This is a genomic window from Streptococcus sp. STR1/CE/0325 (assembly GCF_055386095.1).
In genome coordinates this window covers 1,582,497-1,599,424 of sequence record NZ_AP045018.1, presented here as the reverse complement: position 1 = coordinate 1,599,424, position 16,928 = coordinate 1,582,497, and the positions used below count along the sequence as shown (strand labels likewise).

At 41.3% G+C, this 16,928-nt stretch carries 13 protein-coding genes and 1 pseudogene; 10 read left to right on the top strand and 4 right to left on the bottom strand.

Features of this window, described 5'->3' with window-relative positions:
- Window positions 1-77: 77 nt before the first annotated feature.
- From tsf to ACZ49W_RS07730, 3 genes are all read left to right on the top strand, one after another.
- Entirely contained in the window at window positions 78-1,118 is a 1,041-nt protein-coding gene (gene tsf / locus ACZ49W_RS07740) for a translation elongation factor Ts (protein ID WP_464814729.1), read from the top strand.
- 173 nt (window positions 1,119-1,291) lie between these two features.
- Window positions 1,292-1,750: a CtsR family transcriptional regulator gene (locus tag ACZ49W_RS07735; RefSeq protein ID WP_464814728.1), complete on the top strand. Its 459-nt coding sequence runs from the start codon at window positions 1,292-1,294 to the stop codon at window positions 1,748-1,750.
- A gap of 1 nt (window position 1,751) precedes the next feature.
- Window positions 1,752-4,202 (top strand): ATP-dependent Clp protease ATP-binding subunit, encoded by a 2,451-nt coding sequence (locus ACZ49W_RS07730; protein WP_464814727.1) that lies wholly within the window; start codon window positions 1,752-1,754, stop codon window positions 4,200-4,202.
- Window positions 4,203-4,224: 22 nt separating this feature from the next.
- Here the strand turns inward: ACZ49W_RS07730 and ACZ49W_RS07725 are convergent, their stop codons facing one another.
- The 3 genes from ACZ49W_RS07725 to hslO form a co-directional block, all read right to left on the bottom strand.
- Entirely contained in the window at window positions 4,225-5,391 is a 1,167-nt protein-coding gene (locus ACZ49W_RS07725; RefSeq protein WP_464814726.1) for a low temperature requirement protein A, read from the bottom strand.
- 872 nt (window positions 5,392-6,263) lie between these two features.
- On the bottom strand, window positions 6,264-7,244 hold the full coding sequence (dusB, locus tag ACZ49W_RS07720) for a tRNA dihydrouridine synthase DusB (RefSeq protein ID WP_464814725.1): 981 nt from the start codon (window positions 7,242-7,244) through the stop codon (window positions 6,264-6,266).
- Window positions 7,231-8,103 carry an Hsp33 family molecular chaperone HslO gene (gene hslO / locus ACZ49W_RS07715; protein WP_464814724.1) on the bottom strand — a complete coding sequence of 291 codons (873 nt, stop codon included), beginning with the start codon at window positions 8,101-8,103 and terminating at the stop codon, window positions 7,231-7,233. Before hslO ends, dusB begins: the two co-directional genes overlap by 14 nt.
- Window positions 8,104-8,332: 229 nt before the next feature.
- Between hslO and ACZ49W_RS07710 the strand changes: the two genes are divergently transcribed.
- The 5 genes from ACZ49W_RS07710 to rpsI all read left to right on the top strand — a co-directional run bounded on the left by ACZ49W_RS07710 (window position 8,333) and on the right by rpsI (window position 10,518).
- Window positions 8,333-8,800, top strand: a complete 468-nt coding sequence (locus tag ACZ49W_RS07710; RefSeq protein WP_464814723.1) for a DUF6773 family protein — start codon at window positions 8,333-8,335, stop codon at window positions 8,798-8,800.
- A gap of 100 nt (window positions 8,801-8,900) precedes the next feature.
- A complete protein-coding gene (locus tag ACZ49W_RS07705) occupies window positions 8,901-9,287 on the top strand; it encodes a hypothetical protein (protein ID WP_464814722.1) in 387 nt (128 codons plus the stop codon).
- Window positions 9,288-9,485: a helix-turn-helix transcriptional regulator gene (locus ACZ49W_RS07700; RefSeq protein WP_464814721.1), complete on the top strand. Its 198-nt coding sequence runs from the start codon at window positions 9,288-9,290 to the stop codon at window positions 9,483-9,485.
- A 171-nt stretch (window positions 9,486-9,656) separates the two neighbouring features.
- The gene (gene rplM, locus ACZ49W_RS07695; RefSeq protein ID WP_464814720.1) at window positions 9,657-10,103 is read left to right on the top strand and encodes a 50S ribosomal protein L13; all 447 of its coding nucleotides are present in this window, start codon (window positions 9,657-9,659) and stop codon (window positions 10,101-10,103) included.
- Window positions 10,104-10,125: 22 nt separating this feature from the next.
- Window positions 10,126-10,518 carry a 30S ribosomal protein S9 gene (rpsI, locus tag ACZ49W_RS07690; protein WP_464814719.1) on the top strand — a complete coding sequence of 131 codons (393 nt, stop codon included), beginning with the start codon at window positions 10,126-10,128 and terminating at the stop codon, window positions 10,516-10,518.
- A gap of 189 nt (window positions 10,519-10,707) precedes the next feature.
- Here the strand turns inward: rpsI and ACZ49W_RS07685 are convergent.
- Window positions 10,708-11,383 (bottom strand): annotated as a pseudogene (locus tag ACZ49W_RS07685) (tyrosine-type recombinase/integrase); the annotation flags it as partial.
- A gap of 392 nt (window positions 11,384-11,775) precedes the next feature.
- Here ACZ49W_RS07685 and ACZ49W_RS07680 point away from each other — a divergent pair.
- A complete protein-coding gene (locus tag ACZ49W_RS07680) occupies window positions 11,776-12,471 on the top strand; it encodes a DNA methyltransferase family protein (RefSeq protein ID WP_464814718.1) in 696 nt (231 codons plus the stop codon).
- Between the two features lie 3 nt (window positions 12,472-12,474).
- The gene (locus tag ACZ49W_RS07675; protein ID WP_464814717.1) at window positions 12,475-16,833 is read left to right on the top strand and encodes an Eco57I restriction-modification methylase domain-containing protein; all 4,359 of its coding nucleotides are present in this window, start codon (window positions 12,475-12,477) and stop codon (window positions 16,831-16,833) included.
- Window positions 16,834-16,928: the final 95 nt, after the last annotated feature.

The window sequence follows — 16,928 nt, the reverse complement described above, 5'->3', positions numbered from 1 at the left end:
ATCCAAAAGGTTAAAACCAACTATCCTAAGGGGCGGGCTTAGCCCTTCCCTTTTTTATTTTTAGTGGAGGAATAAAAATGGCAAACATTACAGCGGCTCTTGTAAAAGAATTGCGTGAAAAAACCGGTGCTGGCGTTATGGACGCTAAAAAAGCCTTGGTTGAAGTAGAAGGTGACATCGAAAAAGCAGTCGAATTGCTTCGTGAAAAAGGAATGGCTAAGGCAGCTAAAAAAGCTGACCGTGTCGCTGCAGAAGGTTTGACAGGTATCTATGTGGCAGGAAACGTGGCTGCGCTTGTTGAAGTGAATGCAGAAACAGACTTTGTAGCGAAAAACGCTCAATTCGTTGAACTCGTAAACGAAACAGCTAAAGCACTTGCAGAAGCAAAACCAGCTAATAACGATGAAGCCCTTAAAGTGACTCTTGGCTCAGGCTTGACTCTTGAAGATGCTTATGTTGAAGCAACAGCAACTATCGGTGAAAAAATCGACTTCCGTCGTTTTGCGATTGTTGAAAAAACTGATGAGCAAGTCTTTGGTGCTTACCAACACAATGGTGGTCGTATCGGTGTTGTTGCCGTTATCGAAGGTGGTGACGAAGCCCTTGCTAAGCAAGTGTCTATGCACATCGCTGCGATGAATCCAAAAGTGCTTTCTTATACAGAACTTGATCCAGAGTTCATCCACGATGAATTGGCTCAAATGAACCATAAGATCGAGCAAGATAACGAAAGCCGTGCTATGGTTGATAAACCAGCTCTTCCACTTCTTAAGTATGGATCAAAAGGTCAGTTGACAGATGAAGTGATTGCACAAGCTGAAGCAGACATCAAGGCTGAACTTCAAGCAGAAGGCAAACCAGAAAAAATCTGGGACAAGATCATCCCAGGTAAGATGGATCGCTTCATGCTTGACAACACGAAAGTTGACCAACAATACACCCTTCTTGCTCAAGTTTACATCATGGACGACAGCAAGACTGTAGAAGCGTTCCTTGATTCTGTTGGGGCTAAAGTTGAAGCATTTGTCCGCTTTGAAGTGGGTGAAGGTATCGAGAAGAAAGCCAACGATTTTGAATCAGAAGTTGCTGCAACAATGGCGGCAGCCCTAAATAACTAATAGAGATGAAAGTTGAGAAAAATTCTCAACTTTTTTCTTTTTAGGATTGTATCCTCATCCTTGGCGTAAGTCTTGAAAATATGATATAATAGTCAATAAAGGTCAAGTTAGCCTCTTTTTTATTTTAGAGCAAGATAGAGACAGTCAAAAAAGAGAAAGGAACAGCGAGAGCTATGCCAACAAAAAATACATCGGATAATATTGAAGAATATATCAAAGAGATTTTGGCTCAGTCAGGCTTTGCCGAGATTAAGCGTTCGAGTTTAGCCGATTTTTTTCAAGTCGTACCTAGTCAGATTAACTACGTCATCAAGACGCGTTTTACCGAAAGCCGCGGCTATTCGGTTGAGAGCAAACGAGGGGGTGGCGGTTATATTCGGATCGTCAAAATTTCGTTTTCTGACCATCATCAGCTCCTTGGCAATCTCATGGCTAATGTCGGAGAGACGGTCAGTCAGACAGTGTTTTCAGATATGGTGCAATATTTGTTTGACGAAGGGGTTATAAGTGAACGTGAGGGCAATTTGATGCTAGCCATGAGTACAGATGATGTCTTGGGAGCAGATGCTGCTCATATCAGAGCCAATATGTTGCTCAAATTGTTACAACGCTTAGATAGAAAAGGATGTTAGTATGAAGCAAAATTCAAGTAAATTACAGGAAGCCTTTGCCCTGAGTCAATTTATTGCCGCAGGCTTTGAGAGTCCTTATTTGGAAAGTTGGCACCTCTTGCTAGCTTTAGTCGTAGGCGATCAGTCCATTGCTGGCTTGACATTTTTAGAGTTTGAGCAGGATTTTCCGCTGGAATCTTATCAAGACGCAGCTATTCTTGCTATGGGAAAAGATCCGGTTGAAGTTCCAGAAGAGTTTTCATTTAAGGGGCGCTCGCAAGGTCTAGAGCGCTTGATGGCTTATGCTGAAGCTATCAGTCAAGTGACAAATTCTGATGAGATTGGAACAGAGCATGTGCTAGAAGCCATTTTGTTGAGTAGAGACAATGTTGCCATGCGGATTTTGGAATTAGTTGGCTTTCAGCACGCAGAAGAAGGGGACGGCGTTCGCTTTTTAGAGCTACGTAGAACCTTGGAACGCCATGCTGGGATGACCAAAGAGGATGTCAAGAATATCCATGAGTTGACCCGTCCCAAGCAAACGAAGAGCAATCAATTTTCAGACATGATGAAGCCACCGGGCAGCCAGGTGGGTGATCTTGCAGACTTTACCAGAGATTTGAGCGCTCGTGCAGAAAAAGGAGAGCTAGAGCCCGTTATTGGTAGGGATGAGGAAATCACACGGATGATTCGTGTGTTGAGTCGTAAGACCAAGAATAATCCTGTCTTGGTAGGCGATGCTGGGGTCGGAAAAACCGCCTTGGCTTATGGACTAGCAGAGCGCATCGCTAGTGGTGAAATTCCTTATGAGTTGAAGGACTTTAGGGTTTTAGAGCTAGACATGATGACGGTTCTTGCAGGAACGCGTTTTCGTGGGGATTTTGAAGAGCGGATGAATAAAATCATCTCAGATGTTGAAGAAGATGGTAAAATCATCCTCTTCATTGATGAACTTCACACCATCATTGGCTCAGGTAGTGGCATGGATAGCACGCTGGATGCCGCTAATATTCTAAAGCCTGCTTTGGCTCGTGGTCGTTTGCGTTTGCTTGGTGCAACGACTCAAGAAGAATATCAAAAGCACATTGAAAAAGATGCGGCCCTTAGCAGACGTTTTGCTAAGATTACTCTAGAAGAGCCCAGTGTTGAAGAAGCCTATGCCATTTTAAAAGGGGCTAAAAAAGGGTATGAAGCCTATCACAGGGTGGAATTGTCTGATGATGTTTTGAAAACAGCGGTCAAGTTAGCTCACCGCTATTTAACCAGCAAGCGTCTGCCAGATTCAGCTTTGGATTTGATTGATGAAACCAGTGCTGCGGTTCAGCTTTTGATGAAAAAAGAAGCACAAGAAGAATTGACCCCTCTTGATGTGGCGCTGATGGAAGGTGATAGTCGCTTGGCCAAGCGTCTTTTGAAAAAAGAAACGCAAAAAGCGCATCCAAAAGCCATCACCGTAACCAAGGAAGATTTGCTGGCAACGCTTAGTCGCATGTCTGGTATCCCAGTTCAAAAACTTTCTCAAGCAGATAACAAGCGCTACCTCAACCTTGAAAAAGAACTGCATAAACGTGTAATCGGTCAAGACGAAGCGGTCTCAGCTGTTTCACGGGCTATTCGTCGCAATCAGTCTGGTATTCGTACAGGCAAACGTCCGATTGGCTCCTTTATGTTCTTGGGACCAACAGGAGTGGGAAAAACTGAGCTGGCTAAGGCTCTTGCCGAAGTCTTGTTTGATGATGAGTCAGCCCTTCTTCGCTTTGACATGAGTGAGTATATGGAGAAGTTCGCTGCAAGTCGTCTCAATGGTGCTCCTCCTGGGTATGTAGGATATGATGAAGGGGGAGAATTGACCGAAAAAGTCAAAAACAAGCCTTATGCGGTCTTACTCTTTGATGAGATTGAAAAAGCGCACCCAGATGTCTTTAATCTGCTCTTGCAAGTTCTAGATGATGGAATTTTGACCGACAGTCGCGGTCGTCAGGTTGATTTTTCCAATACCTTGATTATCATGACCAGCAATATCGGTGCTACTGCTTTTCGAGATGAAAAGATAGTTGGCTTTGGCATCAGTCACTCGTCAGATGATAAGGCTATGGCTAGTCGTATCTTAGAAGAATTGAAAAAAGCTTATCGTCCAGAGTTTCTCAATCGGATTGATGAGAAGGTCGTTTTCCATAGCTTGAAAGAAGCAGAGATTGAACAAATTGCGAAGTTGATGTTAAAACCGCTTGAAAAGCAACTCTTGGAGCAAAATATCCGCCTCAAGGTGCAGCCATCTGCCCTTAAATATCTGGCTAAGGATGGCTATGATGTGGAGATGGGCGCAAGACCATTGCGTCGTACGATTCAAACACAGGTCGAGGATCGCTTGGCAGAGCTGATCTTATCTGAACAACTCAAAGAAGGTATGCTGCTAAAAATTGGTATCAAAAAAGGTCAGTTGACGTTTGATGTTACCGAAGACGAAAAATAAGGAATAGGTATTCACCTATTCCTTATTTTTTATTTCGCTTCTCCCAACCTTGATAGAGTTTTTTGGTCCAAGTGCCCTCCATGAGGTCACTGAGTTCTTGGTTTTGCGCACGCAAGAAGCGAACCAGATGGATTTGATTGACTAGAAAAGGTGTGATGGCAAAGACCAAAGCTAGATAAAAGAGGTTATTTCTTACGAGGTATAGGCAAAATCCCATGAGGATGAAGCTAGAAATATAGATGACCCAGTGCTTGGTCTTGAGCTGATAGCGTTCTTTGTTATAGGGTGTCGTTGCTAATAGCCCTGCGTAAAAGAGGAAAATCCCTAGTAAAAAGAGGTTAAAGCCCAATTTTGGACTCAGATAGGGCAGGAGTTCTAACCCAACGGTAAAGAAATTAAGCCCTAAAATTAAAATGTTATGGGCATAAAAGATTAAATGAGTCTTGGTCGCTTGATGGTGATTGATATTGAGGTGGGCTTGGGTGATATAGGATACAAAGAGAAAGCTCATTCCGACAAAGAAGAGTAAGCCAGTGATGAGGAGGTTTCCCTTGTATTCGTTTAAGATTGCGACCACACTTTCCCCAAAGGTGATGATGGTAATCAGCTGGCAGCGTTCCACAATATGAGGGAAATTGACCAAGCGATGGTCATAACGATTGATGAGAAGAGGCGCATAGGCAGGTAGTAAAAAGATGATCAAAGACCACTCGTCAAATCGCCAAAAACCAATCGAAATAGCTAGCATGGATAAGGCAAAGACACCGGTCATGGCGAGATTAAAGCCAAGCGACCACTTAAGGTCAGCAGGAAAAGTGCCCATTCGCTTTCCTCTGAGATAGTACTGCAGAGAAACTAACGCATAAGACAGACCAATATAAAAGGCAAAAGGCAGGGCGATAGGCTCATACCGTAAGCCAAAGTTGGCTGCGATTTGCCCGATGATAAACATCCCAGGGATAATGGTGTAAATATCAATGTGATCCCTCTCTCCGTAGCGGTTCATATAAAAGGTTTCATTGATCCAAATGGCCATGATGATAAAGTTAGCAGTGATAAAGGTCAGTAAAGCCCTTAAACTTAGTTCTTTGACATGGAGCAGGTGGGTCATGCTAGAGGTAGCAATGACAAAGACAAGGTCGTAGAACAACTCATAGTTGGACACCCGCTTAGCAGTAATTGCTGACATAAATTCTCCTTTTTGTTTTTTGGTTAGTATAACATAAAATAAGGGTAAAGAAAAGATGCAAAAAAATTCCCCTGTCATAGTTGCTTAGAGGAATTTAGGAGATTTATGAAAAAGAGGGAGATGGACAGACATCTTTGATGGCGTTGTCCACCTCCCGGCAAGGCTGATGAGAATGGTTCGAACCTAATCTAGGCGAAGAAGTGTTCCATCAGCTACTGCCCTTGTCAAAAAAACACCTCCCAATCGAGTTGGCAGGTGTTTAGGAGATTTATGAAAAAGAAATATATTTAGGATGAAAGTAGTATATCTTTTCTTTCTTAAAAGAACCTTATCTTTTCCTATTTTTTCTATCAAAAAATTCCCCTATCCTAGTTGCTTAGAGGAATTTAGGAGATTTATGAAAAAGAGGGAGATGGACAGACATCTTTGATGTCGTTGTCCACCTCCCGGCAAGGCTGATGAGAATGGTTCGAACCTAATCTAGGCGAAGAAGTGTTCCATCAGCTACTGCCCTTGTCAAAAAAACACCTCCCAATCGAGTTGGCAGGTATTTAGGAGATTTATGAAAAAGAAATATATTTAGGATGCTATTAGTATAACGTGCCTACCTTAAAAGAAACTTATCTTTTCTTATTTTTTCAAGTTTATTTTCCACATAAAAAAAGTTCCTTTCGACGACGAGATCAGAAAAGACTTTGGGAGATTGATCAAAGAGAGGGATATGGATAGGCATCTATGATGTCGGTCGTCCATCAGCTACTGCCCTTGTCAAAAAAACACCTCCCAATCGAGTTGGCAGGTGTTTAGGAGATTTATGAAAAAGAAATATATTTAGGATGATAGTAGTATACCCTTCCTCGCTTAACCTTAGCTTAAACGCGGATGCTGTTAAAGAGCTCCTCGACTTCAGCTAGGCTTTCAGCTCGTGAGACGGCTCCGCGAATTTTTGCTGCTCCAGAAGTCCCTCTGAGATAGTGGGGAGCTAGGCCTCTGAACTCTCGTACCGCAATGTGTTCGCCTTTTAGGGCGACTAAGCGTTTGAGGTGTTCGTGAGCAATGTCAAGTTTCTTTTCAAAAGGCAGATCAGGTAAGACCTCACCTGTCTCAAAGAAGTGGTTGATTTGAGTGAAGATATAAGGATTGTTCATGGCAGCACGTCCAATCATGACAGCATCGGCTCCAATTTCTTCAATCATGAGTTTGGCATCTTGGACAGAGCGGATGTCTCCATTGGCGATGAAGGGAATCTGTGTGACCGCCTTAGCGACACGAGCCAAGGTTTCGTGATCACAGGTTCCAGTGTACATCTGTTCACGGGTCCGACCATGCATGGCAAGGGCAGCCACTCCAGCACTTTCTGCGGCTAAGGCATTTTCAACGGCAAGGCTACTATCGCTCCAGCCGGTGCGCATCTTGAGGGTGAGGGGAATATCAAGGACAGACTTGACGGTCTTGACCACTTGATAGATTTTTTCTGGATCTTTGAGCCACTTGGCACCCGCCTCGTTTTTGACCACTTTATTAACGGGACAGCCCATGTTGATGTCCACAATATCTGTTGTGGTATGGGTTTGAATGAATTCAGCAGCGCGTGCTAGGCTATCACCATCGCTCCCAAAAAGTTGGATGGAAACAGGGTGCTCTCCCTCGTCGATATGTAGCATATGTAGGGTTTTTTCGTTATTGTATTGAATTCCCTTATCAGAGACCATCTCCATGACCACAAGACCTGCTCCAAATTCTTTGGCGATGGTCCTAAAAGCAGAGTTGGTCACCCCAGCCATAGGCGCTAGGACAGTCCTGTGGGGAATCTCCACATTTCCGATGAAAAAAGAAGAATTAAGCTTGGTCATGAATCAAGTCCTCCAAATCGCTTTCTGTAAAGGTGTAGGGAGTGCCGCAGAACTGGCAGGTAATCTCAGCTCCGTGATCTTCGTCTTTCATGGCTTGCAAATCAGCCTTAGGAAGGGTCAAAAGGGCTGCTTCAAAGCGTTCTCTTGAGCAATCACAGTGGAAAGAAAGAGGTTCTTCTGCTAAAATTTTGTAGCTTTCTTCGCCGTAAAGGGCAGCTAAAATAGCCTGTGTCGGATTTTCTTCTTGTAGGAGTTGGGAGAGGGCTGGCATGTCTTGTACACGCTTTTCATAACGAGCAATCTCCTCTTCAGAAGCTCCAGGGAGGACTTGGAGCATGAAACCGCCAGCTACCTTGACCTGATCCTTGTCATCCAAAAGCACATTGAGTCCAACAGCAGAAGGAGTTTGCTCGCTTTCTGTGAGGTAGTAGGCCAAGTCTTCACCAATCTCACCTGAGATGAGCGGAGTAGTTGAGGTATAGGGATTGCCGATGCCATAGTCTACGATGGAGATAAAATGCCCCTGTCCCATGAAAGGGCCGACTAGGACTTCACCTGTCGCTGTTTTTTTGATGTCAACGCCCGTGTTTTGAATGTAGCCTTTGACCTCTCCCTTGTTGCTGGCAACAGAGATGATATGACCAAAAGAGCTATTGCCGATGATTTTTAGGGTCACCTTGCTTTCTCCCTTTTGGTTGCTAGCCAAGATTAGGTTGGCAATCAAAGCACGTCCTAGAGCGACGGTTGAACTAGAAAGGGTGTGATGTTTGTCTTGAGCCGTTTGGACGGTTTTGGTGGCATCTAGGACAAATGCCCTGAAAAAACCAGATTCGGCGATTGATTTAACTAATTTATCCATAACCTTTATTATACCACAAACTGACTGAGTGTGGTTAATTGGTGTTTGAGGCGTGTTGATAAAATAAATCAATTTTTGTAAACTATACTTAACAAAAAGTAATCATAAGATTACAATAAAAGCATAAAGAAGTGGAGGTCAAAGCAAGAAAAGACGGGCAAGATGTATTTTTGGTGGTTATTGGCTATTTAAAAGCGATTACTTACAATGCGGAAAAGGAGATGAAGGTATGGTAGAAAAAAGAAAACAAAGCGACTATGACTATTATGATGAACGTCAGCTTTTAATTCAGTACAAGGGTTATAAGCATGCTTTTTGGCTACTCTTTGGTTTGGTATTTGTTTATAGTATTACTCAAAGTGTTTGGATGGACTTTGGAATCAGTCGCATGGTTTTGCAGATAATTATCTTTGCCTGTTTGTCCTTTTGGTATCTCTATCTTATCAAGAAAGGGGTTGACTTGTCCCGTTGGTCCAAAGGTGGAAACCTACAGCGTGTTATTCTTGGTGGCATTTACCTTGCCCTAGGTGGCTCTATCTTGATTTATCAAGGAACACACTTGTCTTGGTCATCTCTTTTGGATAGCCACTATGGCAGAGGGTTGGGATGGATTGGTGGCCTGTTCTTTTTGATACTGGGCTTGGCTTTCATTAGCCGTTATATCTGGGATAAATATTTGGTTAAAGAAGAGGACTAAGTTGGTAGAAAGAAGGGGATGCAGATGATTTTTGGGTTGTTAATGATTGGTGTAGCTATGCTCGTTTTGTTTGTTAAGAGAGAGCAGCAAGAGAAGCAATATGATGAGAGAGTTGCAGATTGCCAATCAGGCTTACACCTGTGCCTTCTATGTTATTTTTACGGGAGTTTTTGTCCTCGGTGCAACAGGCGATCGTTGTCACTTATCAATGGTTTACCTGTCAACTTTTATAGCGTTTTGGGGAGTTCTAGCTTTGGTGGTCTTTAATCTCTATAAAATTTTCCATGGCGTCTTAGATAAAAACACCAAATCTCTCATATGGCTTAGTGTCATTTTTCCTTTGGCAGCAGTAGGAAAAGGTATCTCAGATGGTGACTTTGACTGGCGTCCTAGCCATGGTAGCTTTCTTCTTTTTCTAGGTCTAGGCTCCGCTATTATTCTAGCAGCTCGGTTTTATAAAGAAAAGCAGCTGACAAAGGAGGGTTAGATGAAAAATTTGCGTCTCAAAGCAGCTAGGGCTAGCAAGGATTTGTCCCAGCAAGGCTTGGCAGACTTAGTTGGAGTCTCAAGACAAACCATCTTAGCTGTGGAAAAAGGGGATTATAACCCTACCGTCAAGCTCTGCATTGCCATTTGTCAGGCTTTGGATAAGACCCTAGATGATCTCTTTTGGCCAGAAGAATGATGGGGAAAAATTTAGTAAAATCAAGTAAAAAGACTTGACGACAAAGGCTTATTTTTGGTAATATAGAATACGGTATTGTTTACCCCATTTGAAAGGCCCCGGAACCCTTCAAATAACCCGTGGACCGGAACATCCACCTTGTAAACAAAAACGATTCGTATAGGAGAAATCATGAACAAAACAACATACATGGCTAAGCCAGGTGAAGTTGAACGTAAATGGTACGTGGTTGATGCCACTGATGTACCTCTTGGACGCCTTTCAGCAGTAGTTGCTAGCGTTCTTCGCGGTAAGAACAAACCAACTTTCACACCACACACTGATACAGGTGACTTTGTCATCGTCATCAATGCTGAAAAAGTGAAATTGACTGGTAAAAAAGCAACAGATAAGATCTACTACACTCACTCTATGTATCCAGGTGGATTGAAGCAAATCACTGCTGGTCAATTGCGTGCGAAAAACCCAGTTCGTTTGATTGAAAAATCAGTTAAAGGTATGCTTCCACACAACACTCTTGGACGCGCTCAAGGGATGAAACTCAAGGTCTTTGCAGGTAGTGAGCACACTCATGCTGCTCAACAACCAGAAGTACTTGACATCTCAGGACTTATCTAAGAGGAAAGGAGTAATATAAGCTATGGCACAAGCACAATATGCAGGTACAGGACGCCGTAAAAACGCAGTTGCACGCGTTCGCTTGGTTCCAGGTACTGGTCAAATCACTGTTAACAAAAAAGATGTAGAAGAGTACATCCCACACGCAGACCTTCGTCTTGTCATCAACCAACCATTTGCCGTAACATCAACTGAAGGCAGCTATGATGTTTTGGTTAACGTTGTTGGTGGTGGTTATGCAGGTCAAGCAGGCGCTATCCGTCACGGAATCGCGCGTGCCCTTCTTCAAGTAGACCCAGACTTCCGCGACGCTCTTAAACGCGCAGGACTTCTTACACGTGACGCTCGTATGGTTGAACGGAAAAAACCAGGTCTCAAAAAAGCCCGCAAGGCTTCACAATTCTCAAAACGTTAATCTGTTTGCTCAGATTATTGTACAAATCAAACACCTTTCGATTTCGAGAGGTGTTTTTTGGCTAAATTAACGCAGCAGTTGATGTAGCTGTTGCGATTTTAGTTGCTTACAGATACGGCTGCACGAAAAACATTGTTTTCGTGCCTCAAAACGTTAAGAAAGGGCGATATATCAGCTTTTCAAAGCACTTCATGGTTCACACCATGGGGTGTTTTTTAAGTGATTTTTAGCAAAATTCACACCATTATTTTTAAGGTTACGGAAGGCAATTTCTCCAACTGCCATTGGAACTACGTTGTTGGTGTTGACGTAAGTTTTAGTGGTGATGGTATCACTATGTGTTAGAGCTTCTGAAATAGCTTCTAAGCTCATACCTGCTTGCTTGGCAAGAGTTGCACCAGTATGGCGTAACTTGTGAGGTGTTGCGTGTGTCAAAAGTGGGTGACGATTTTTAACTGTTCGCATCTTATTGTTAAGATAATCTGCGTGTAGAGGTTTATTGATGTTTCCTTTGGTATCTATATAAGTGAAGACGAACTGTTTAGGATTTGTAATGATTCCAAACTTTGCAAGTTCTTGTCTTTGTTGTTTTTTCCAATTCTGGAGAAGTTGAAGTAAGTCAGCTGAAATAGCAAAGGTTGTTTTCTTGTTCTCTTTGGTTGCTTTCGTATCACCGTATCTGTCTAGTGCCTGTATTAACTGAATTTGAGATTTTTCAAAGTCAATGTGTTTCCATTGCAATGCATAAGATTCAGATTTTCGGTCTCCTAAAAAGAAGGTAAGATAGAAAGAGTAAATAATCTTTGAGAGAAATTTTTTCTCTTTCTAAATCTTCTTAGAATGCAGTAAACCATAACCTTGTTTGTTGCAAGAGATGTTCAGTAAAAAAACTAGTAGTACTGAGTATTAGGACAGATTTTTATGGAACTAGATCAGATGGAGCTTAGATTTATGAAGGATTGTGAGAACTTTGGGTGAGTGTCAAAAAGAAGTTTAGTAAATACAAAATATGTAAACAGAACCGCAGTAAATTATCTGCGGTTTTCTTATATTCTTCTAGTAATATGGTTGTCTGTCGGTATCAGATACAATCTTTGGTATATGAAATTCGAACTCTATTTATACTTTGACTTCGTTTTTTTTGAGAGCTAAGTTATTTTATTTTTGACAGAGTTTCGATGATATCATAAATAGCTAGAGCTAGGCATAGAAAATGGTATAATAGGAAGTAAGATAAACGGTTTCAAGGAGTCGACTTTGAAAGAGAATTTAATCAAATCAAAACAACGAGTTCAAAAACATGGTGAAGTCTTTACGCCTGCTTGGATGGTCCAGAAAATGTTGGATACCCCTGGTGTTAAAGAAGCCTGTGAAAATGTATCAGCAACCTTTTTAGAACCATCAGCTGGAGATGGTAATTTTTTGCAAGCTATTTTAGAGAGAAAGTTAGAGGCTGTTGTCAGACAGTTTGATAAGCGAAATTGGAAAACGAAATCTCTAGTCGCTCTCTCGTCTATATACGGCATAGAGTTTTTAGAAGATAATTTAGAAGTAGCGCGGTCACGGATGTTTCTTTGTTATTTAGATTGGTATGAGAAAAATTTAAGAACCAGATTAAATAGTAAGAATAATGTCTATCGATCAGCGCACTATCTTATTCATAAAAATATTGTGAGGGGAAATACCTTGACTCAGCAACATCCTGTTACAGGAGAGCCTATTTGGTTTAATGAGTGGCAAATGGTCAAAGGTCATCCTAGTTTGGTGAGAAAAATTCCTTTTGCATTATCAGAACTTTTAGGTAAAGAGGTTGAAGATGATAGGACAGTCGTAGAAGGACAACTGAGTTTTTCTGATATCGATGATGAATTTAGAATAGAAGATGAAGCTGTTGAAAAAACAGACAAGATAGAAGAGATAACTATTCAAAAAGTGTATTTGCTAGGAGATTAGGCTATGATTTCAAATTTTGAATTTTTGGTAATTGATATGGATACAGCCGAGCTTTTTAGAACAATTAACATGGCTGAAGAAAACTATACACATGGGGATTACGAAGGCACGCTGACTAAGGTGAGAAAAGTTGCTGAAAATACAGCAAGGTTGGTTGCTGATAGAGAATACCTATGTATTCGTGAACGTGCAACTTTTAACGATGTGCTAAGTGAGATAAGGGGTCTTATTGATAATAAGACTATTATTGATCATTTCTATGACATCAAGGGCAAGGGGAATAATTCTGCTCATGTCCTCAATCCAGAAGATGCGACTAAAGAAAATGCTTTAAAATCGTTGGAACAAGTCTTTGAAATCCTAGCTTGGGTCATGCTGACATATATTGAACCAGATATTAAAGCCAGTGCCATCGGTCAGTTTTTAGAACCACGAGCACAGGAAATGTACACCACGGCTGAGCGGAAGTTTATCTATATTCAAACGGTTAATAATGAAAGTGGGCTGTTTAACGCTTTTGAAGGCACGCAAAAAATCGGTGAGGGGACTGTTTCTTCGGATGACATTGAGACGGATTGGTCACCAAATAGTGACTTTTTGAGAACAGTTGCCCCAAAACGGATCAACCAGTATATGAAAACATCTGGTTTGCCTTACACGCTTGGCTGGGTAGAACTTGCTTATAAAAAGGCAACCAAATCATGGTTTCATGATTACGATGTGCATAATGTCTTGAAGCGATCAGGGATTAAACAGGCTGAACAACTGGAAGGAACCGAGTGGTTCAAGACGGATTTAGAGACCGCTAAGGCTGCCATCAAAGCGGTTAAAGAAGGCAGAAATTCCTTAAATATTACTGCTCAAGAATCCTTTATTGAAGAACCAGGTATCACACTGCGCCCTGAACAAGACGCAGCTGTTGAGCAGACGCAAAAAGTCTTTAAGAAAAAAGATAGGATGCTTTGGAATGCCAAAATGCGTTTTGGTAAAACTCTGACGTCCTTGCAATTAGTCAAGAATGAAGCCTTTCAAAAAGTTCTTATCATGACACATCGCCCTGTTGTGGCAGATTCTTGGTTTGATGATTTCAAGAAAATGAAGATGAGTGAGGCAGGCTACGACTTTGGCTCTGTCAATAAAGGAGAAACGCTTGAAAACCTGAAGCGAGGTGAGAAACCATTTATCTATTTTGCCTCTATCCAACTCCTTCGATACAATGGCGGACAAACCAATCTGAAAGATTTTGCGGATGTGGATTGGGATTTGATCATCATTGATGAGGCGCACGAGGGAACACAAACCGAGCTCAGTGACACCGTTATGAAGGAATTGGTCAAAGAGCATACAAAAATACTAGAACTATCTGGGACGCCATTTAATCTTTTGGATCAATTTGACGAGGAGCAAGTCTATACTTGGGACTATGTCATGGAACAACAGGCTAAGAAGAAGTGGGAATTAGAACGTCCAAATGAGCCAAATCCTTATGAGACTTTGCCCAAAGTATCGATGTACACTTTTGAAATGAAACATAAGGAACGTTTTTCCGATGAGAGTAAATCGTTCAACTTTAGAGAGTTCTTCCGTGTGGCAGAGGATGGCAAACTTGTCTATAAGAAAGAAGTTCGTCAATTCTTAGATAATATCACCAACCCTGATAGAAATACTAACTATCCATTTTCAACAAAATCATATCGTGAGGAGTTGCGCCATACACTTTGGCTCATGCCAGGCGTTAAGGAAGCTAATGCTTTTGAAGACTTGCTTAAAGAACATCCGATTTTTGGAAAAGAGTATAAAGTCGTCAATGTCGTCAGGGGTTCGAAAAGTGATGATGGAATTGCTAACGATGCGGATATAGAGAAAGTTCGTACTGCTATTGGTCAAGACCCATCTCAGACAAAAACGATTACTCTGACTGTTCGTAAGTTGACAACAGGGGTCAATATTCCAGAGTGGACGGCGGTCATGTTCTTGTCAAATACCAATAGCGCCATGAACTACCTCCAAGCTGCTTTTCGAGCGCAGACGCCATTTTCCCATGAAAAGTTGGGGATGAAGACCAATTGTTATGTCTTTGACTTTGCACCAGATCGCGCTTTGACTGTCATGGCGGAGAGTGCTCAGATTAACTCAGGTGTAGGGAAGAAAAATACGCAAGCGCAAAAGCAAGCTATGGCTCGTTTGTTAAACTTTATGCCAATTTTAGGAGCTTCTGAGCATGGTATGAAGACTTACGATGTCGATAGGATGTTGACACAGCTAAAGAAAGTTTATGCTGAAAAGGCAGTGCGGTCAGGTTTCGAAGACGACAGTCTCTATAATGATAATCTTCTAACTTTAACTGCTGATGATGCAAGTATGTTTACCAAACTAAATGCTATCGTTGGTAAGACGCAGAGTCAAAAAACACCTAAGAAAGTTGTTATCAATGAAAATGGATTGACAACTGAAGAGTATGAGCAAGCTGAAAAAGCTAAAAAGAAACCAATAGCTAAGCGGACCCCGGAAGATCTAGAGGTTATCGAAAAACAAAAAGAAGCTAAGAAGCAACGGAAAAACATGATTTCTATTTTGCGTGGGGTTTCTATCCGTATTCCGATGATGATTTACGGTATGGCGGTCGATTTATCAAAAGATATCACCATTCAGGGCTTTATCAAGCAGGTGGATGATGAATCGTGGAAAGAGTTCATGCCAAAAGGTTTCACTAAGGGAATGTTTAGTGAGATTACCAAGTATTATGATGCTGAGGTCTTTATCGAAGCGGGTCGTATTATCCGTCAGCGTGCCAAATCATTTGATGATCTGGACTTCATCGAGCGGGCGGAGCAGATTGCAGAGCTGTTTGGTACCTTTAAAAACCCTGACAAGGAAACTGTACTGACACCTTGGCGCGTGGTCAATCTACAAGTATCTAAGTCAGTAGGCGGTTTGAACTTCTATGATGATAACTTTGAGTCGGTGACAGATGGTGCGATGTCAAATCTTCACTGGGTAGATAATGAGATTACCTCATCTATTTATCAGAAAGAAACTAAAATTTTAGATATCAACTCGAAGACTGGTCTCTATCCTCTTCATAGCGCTATTAGTCTGTATTATCAACGAGTGGTAGAAAATGATGATAATCGTTTTGAAGCTGACCAAGTTTATCAGGAGATTTTAGCGAATAATATCTATGCTATTGCGAAAACACCAATGGCAAAAACCATTACCGAACGGACTCTGACAGGCTATCGGAAGTACAAAACCAATGTGACTTACATTGAGAATCTGACAGATACCCTAAAAACAGATATTGAACAAGGTAAAAAACTAGTCGAGGAGGCATTTGAAAACGTGAAATTTGATGTAGTGATAGGAAATCCTCCGTACCAAGAAGAAACGAAAGGAACAAGTGATAATCCTATTTATCATAATTTTATTGACTTATCTTATCAAATAGCAGAAAAGGTCTGCTTGATCACTCCTGCTCGCTTCCTATTTAATGCAGGAAAGACTCCAAAAGTATGGAATCAAAAAATGCTGGCTGATGAACATCTTAAAGTGATTTACTTCTCTCAAAAGTCAGATGAAGTTTTTCCCAATACAGACATCAAGGGTGGTGTAGCGGTTACTTACCGAGATTCAAACGAAGATTTCGGTGCGATTGAAACATTTACTCCATTTGATGAATTAAATGAAATGTATAGATTAGTTACCCATCATAAAGATTTTTCATCTTTAAGTGAATTGGTATATGCACCTGAAAGTTACAAACTAACAAGCCAATTACACGAAGAATTTCCACAATTGGAATCTCGATTGAGTAGGGGGCATAAATTTGATGTCACAACAAATATTTTTGAGAAACTTCCTGAAATTTTCAAAGATATCAAGTCGGATTCAAATTATGTAGAAATAATTGGACGTCAAAATAATGAGCGAGTAAATAAGTTTGTGAGAGCAGATTATATAAAGGGACCTGATAACTTTGAGAAGTATAAAGTCTTTCTTCCGAAAGCAAACGGAAGTGGGGCGATAGGCGAAGTTCTATCGACCCCACTCGTGGGTACCCCACTCGTGGGTCACACACAGACGTTTTTATCTATTGGATCATTTAATACTGAGTACGAAGCTCATTCATTATTGAAGTACATAAAAACCCCTTTTGCTAGAACGTTGTTAGGTATTTTAAAAATCACTCAAGATAACAAGAAATCAGTTTGGAAATATGTTCCAGTGCAAAATTTTACTAATAAATCTGATGTTCCATGGGATAAGTCAATTGATGAAATTCATGATTATCTGTGCAGTAAATATCATTACGAAGAAAGCCATCGAAAATTTATGGATTCTTATATCAGTAAAATGGATTAGAAATTGCGTCTAACTCGGACATTGATTGGTCGCAATCAGTCGCCGAAATAGACGCACAACTCTATCGAAAATATGGACTTTCGGATGATGAAATT

Bases quoted from the DNA above. Each gene is read 5' to 3' on its own strand.
- rplM (WP_464814720.1), top strand. From the start codon at position 9,657: ATGAACAAAACAACATACATGGCTAAGCCAGGTGAAGTTGAACGTAAA.
- dusB (WP_464814725.1), bottom strand. From the start codon at position 7,244: ATGACCAAGCTTAATTCTTCTTTTTTCATCGGAAATGTGGAGATTCCC.
- ACZ49W_RS07710 (WP_464814723.1), top strand. From the start codon at position 8,333: ATGGTAGAAAAAAGAAAACAAAGCGACTATGACTATTATGATGAACGT.
- tsf (WP_464814729.1), top strand. From the start codon at position 78: ATGGCAAACATTACAGCGGCTCTTGTAAAAGAATTGCGTGAAAAAACC.
- ACZ49W_RS07725 (WP_464814726.1), bottom strand. From the start codon at position 5,391: ATGTCAGCAATTACTGCTAAGCGGGTGTCCAACTATGAGTTGTTCTAC.
- ACZ49W_RS07735 (WP_464814728.1), top strand. From the start codon at position 1,292: ATGCCAACAAAAAATACATCGGATAATATTGAAGAATATATCAAAGAG.
- ACZ49W_RS07700 (WP_464814721.1), top strand. From the start codon at position 9,288: ATGAAAAATTTGCGTCTCAAAGCAGCTAGGGCTAGCAAGGATTTGTCC.
- ACZ49W_RS07675 (WP_464814717.1), top strand. From the start codon at position 12,475: ATGATTTCAAATTTTGAATTTTTGGTAATTGATATGGATACAGCCGAG.
- hslO (WP_464814724.1), bottom strand. From the start codon at position 8,103: ATGGATAAATTAGTTAAATCAATCGCCGAATCTGGTTTTTTCAGGGCA.
- ACZ49W_RS07705 (WP_464814722.1), top strand. From the start codon at position 8,901: ATGATGAGAGAGTTGCAGATTGCCAATCAGGCTTACACCTGTGCCTTC.
- ACZ49W_RS07730 (WP_464814727.1), top strand. From the start codon at position 1,752: ATGAAGCAAAATTCAAGTAAATTACAGGAAGCCTTTGCCCTGAGTCAA.
- rpsI (WP_464814719.1), top strand. From the start codon at position 10,126: ATGGCACAAGCACAATATGCAGGTACAGGACGCCGTAAAAACGCAGTT.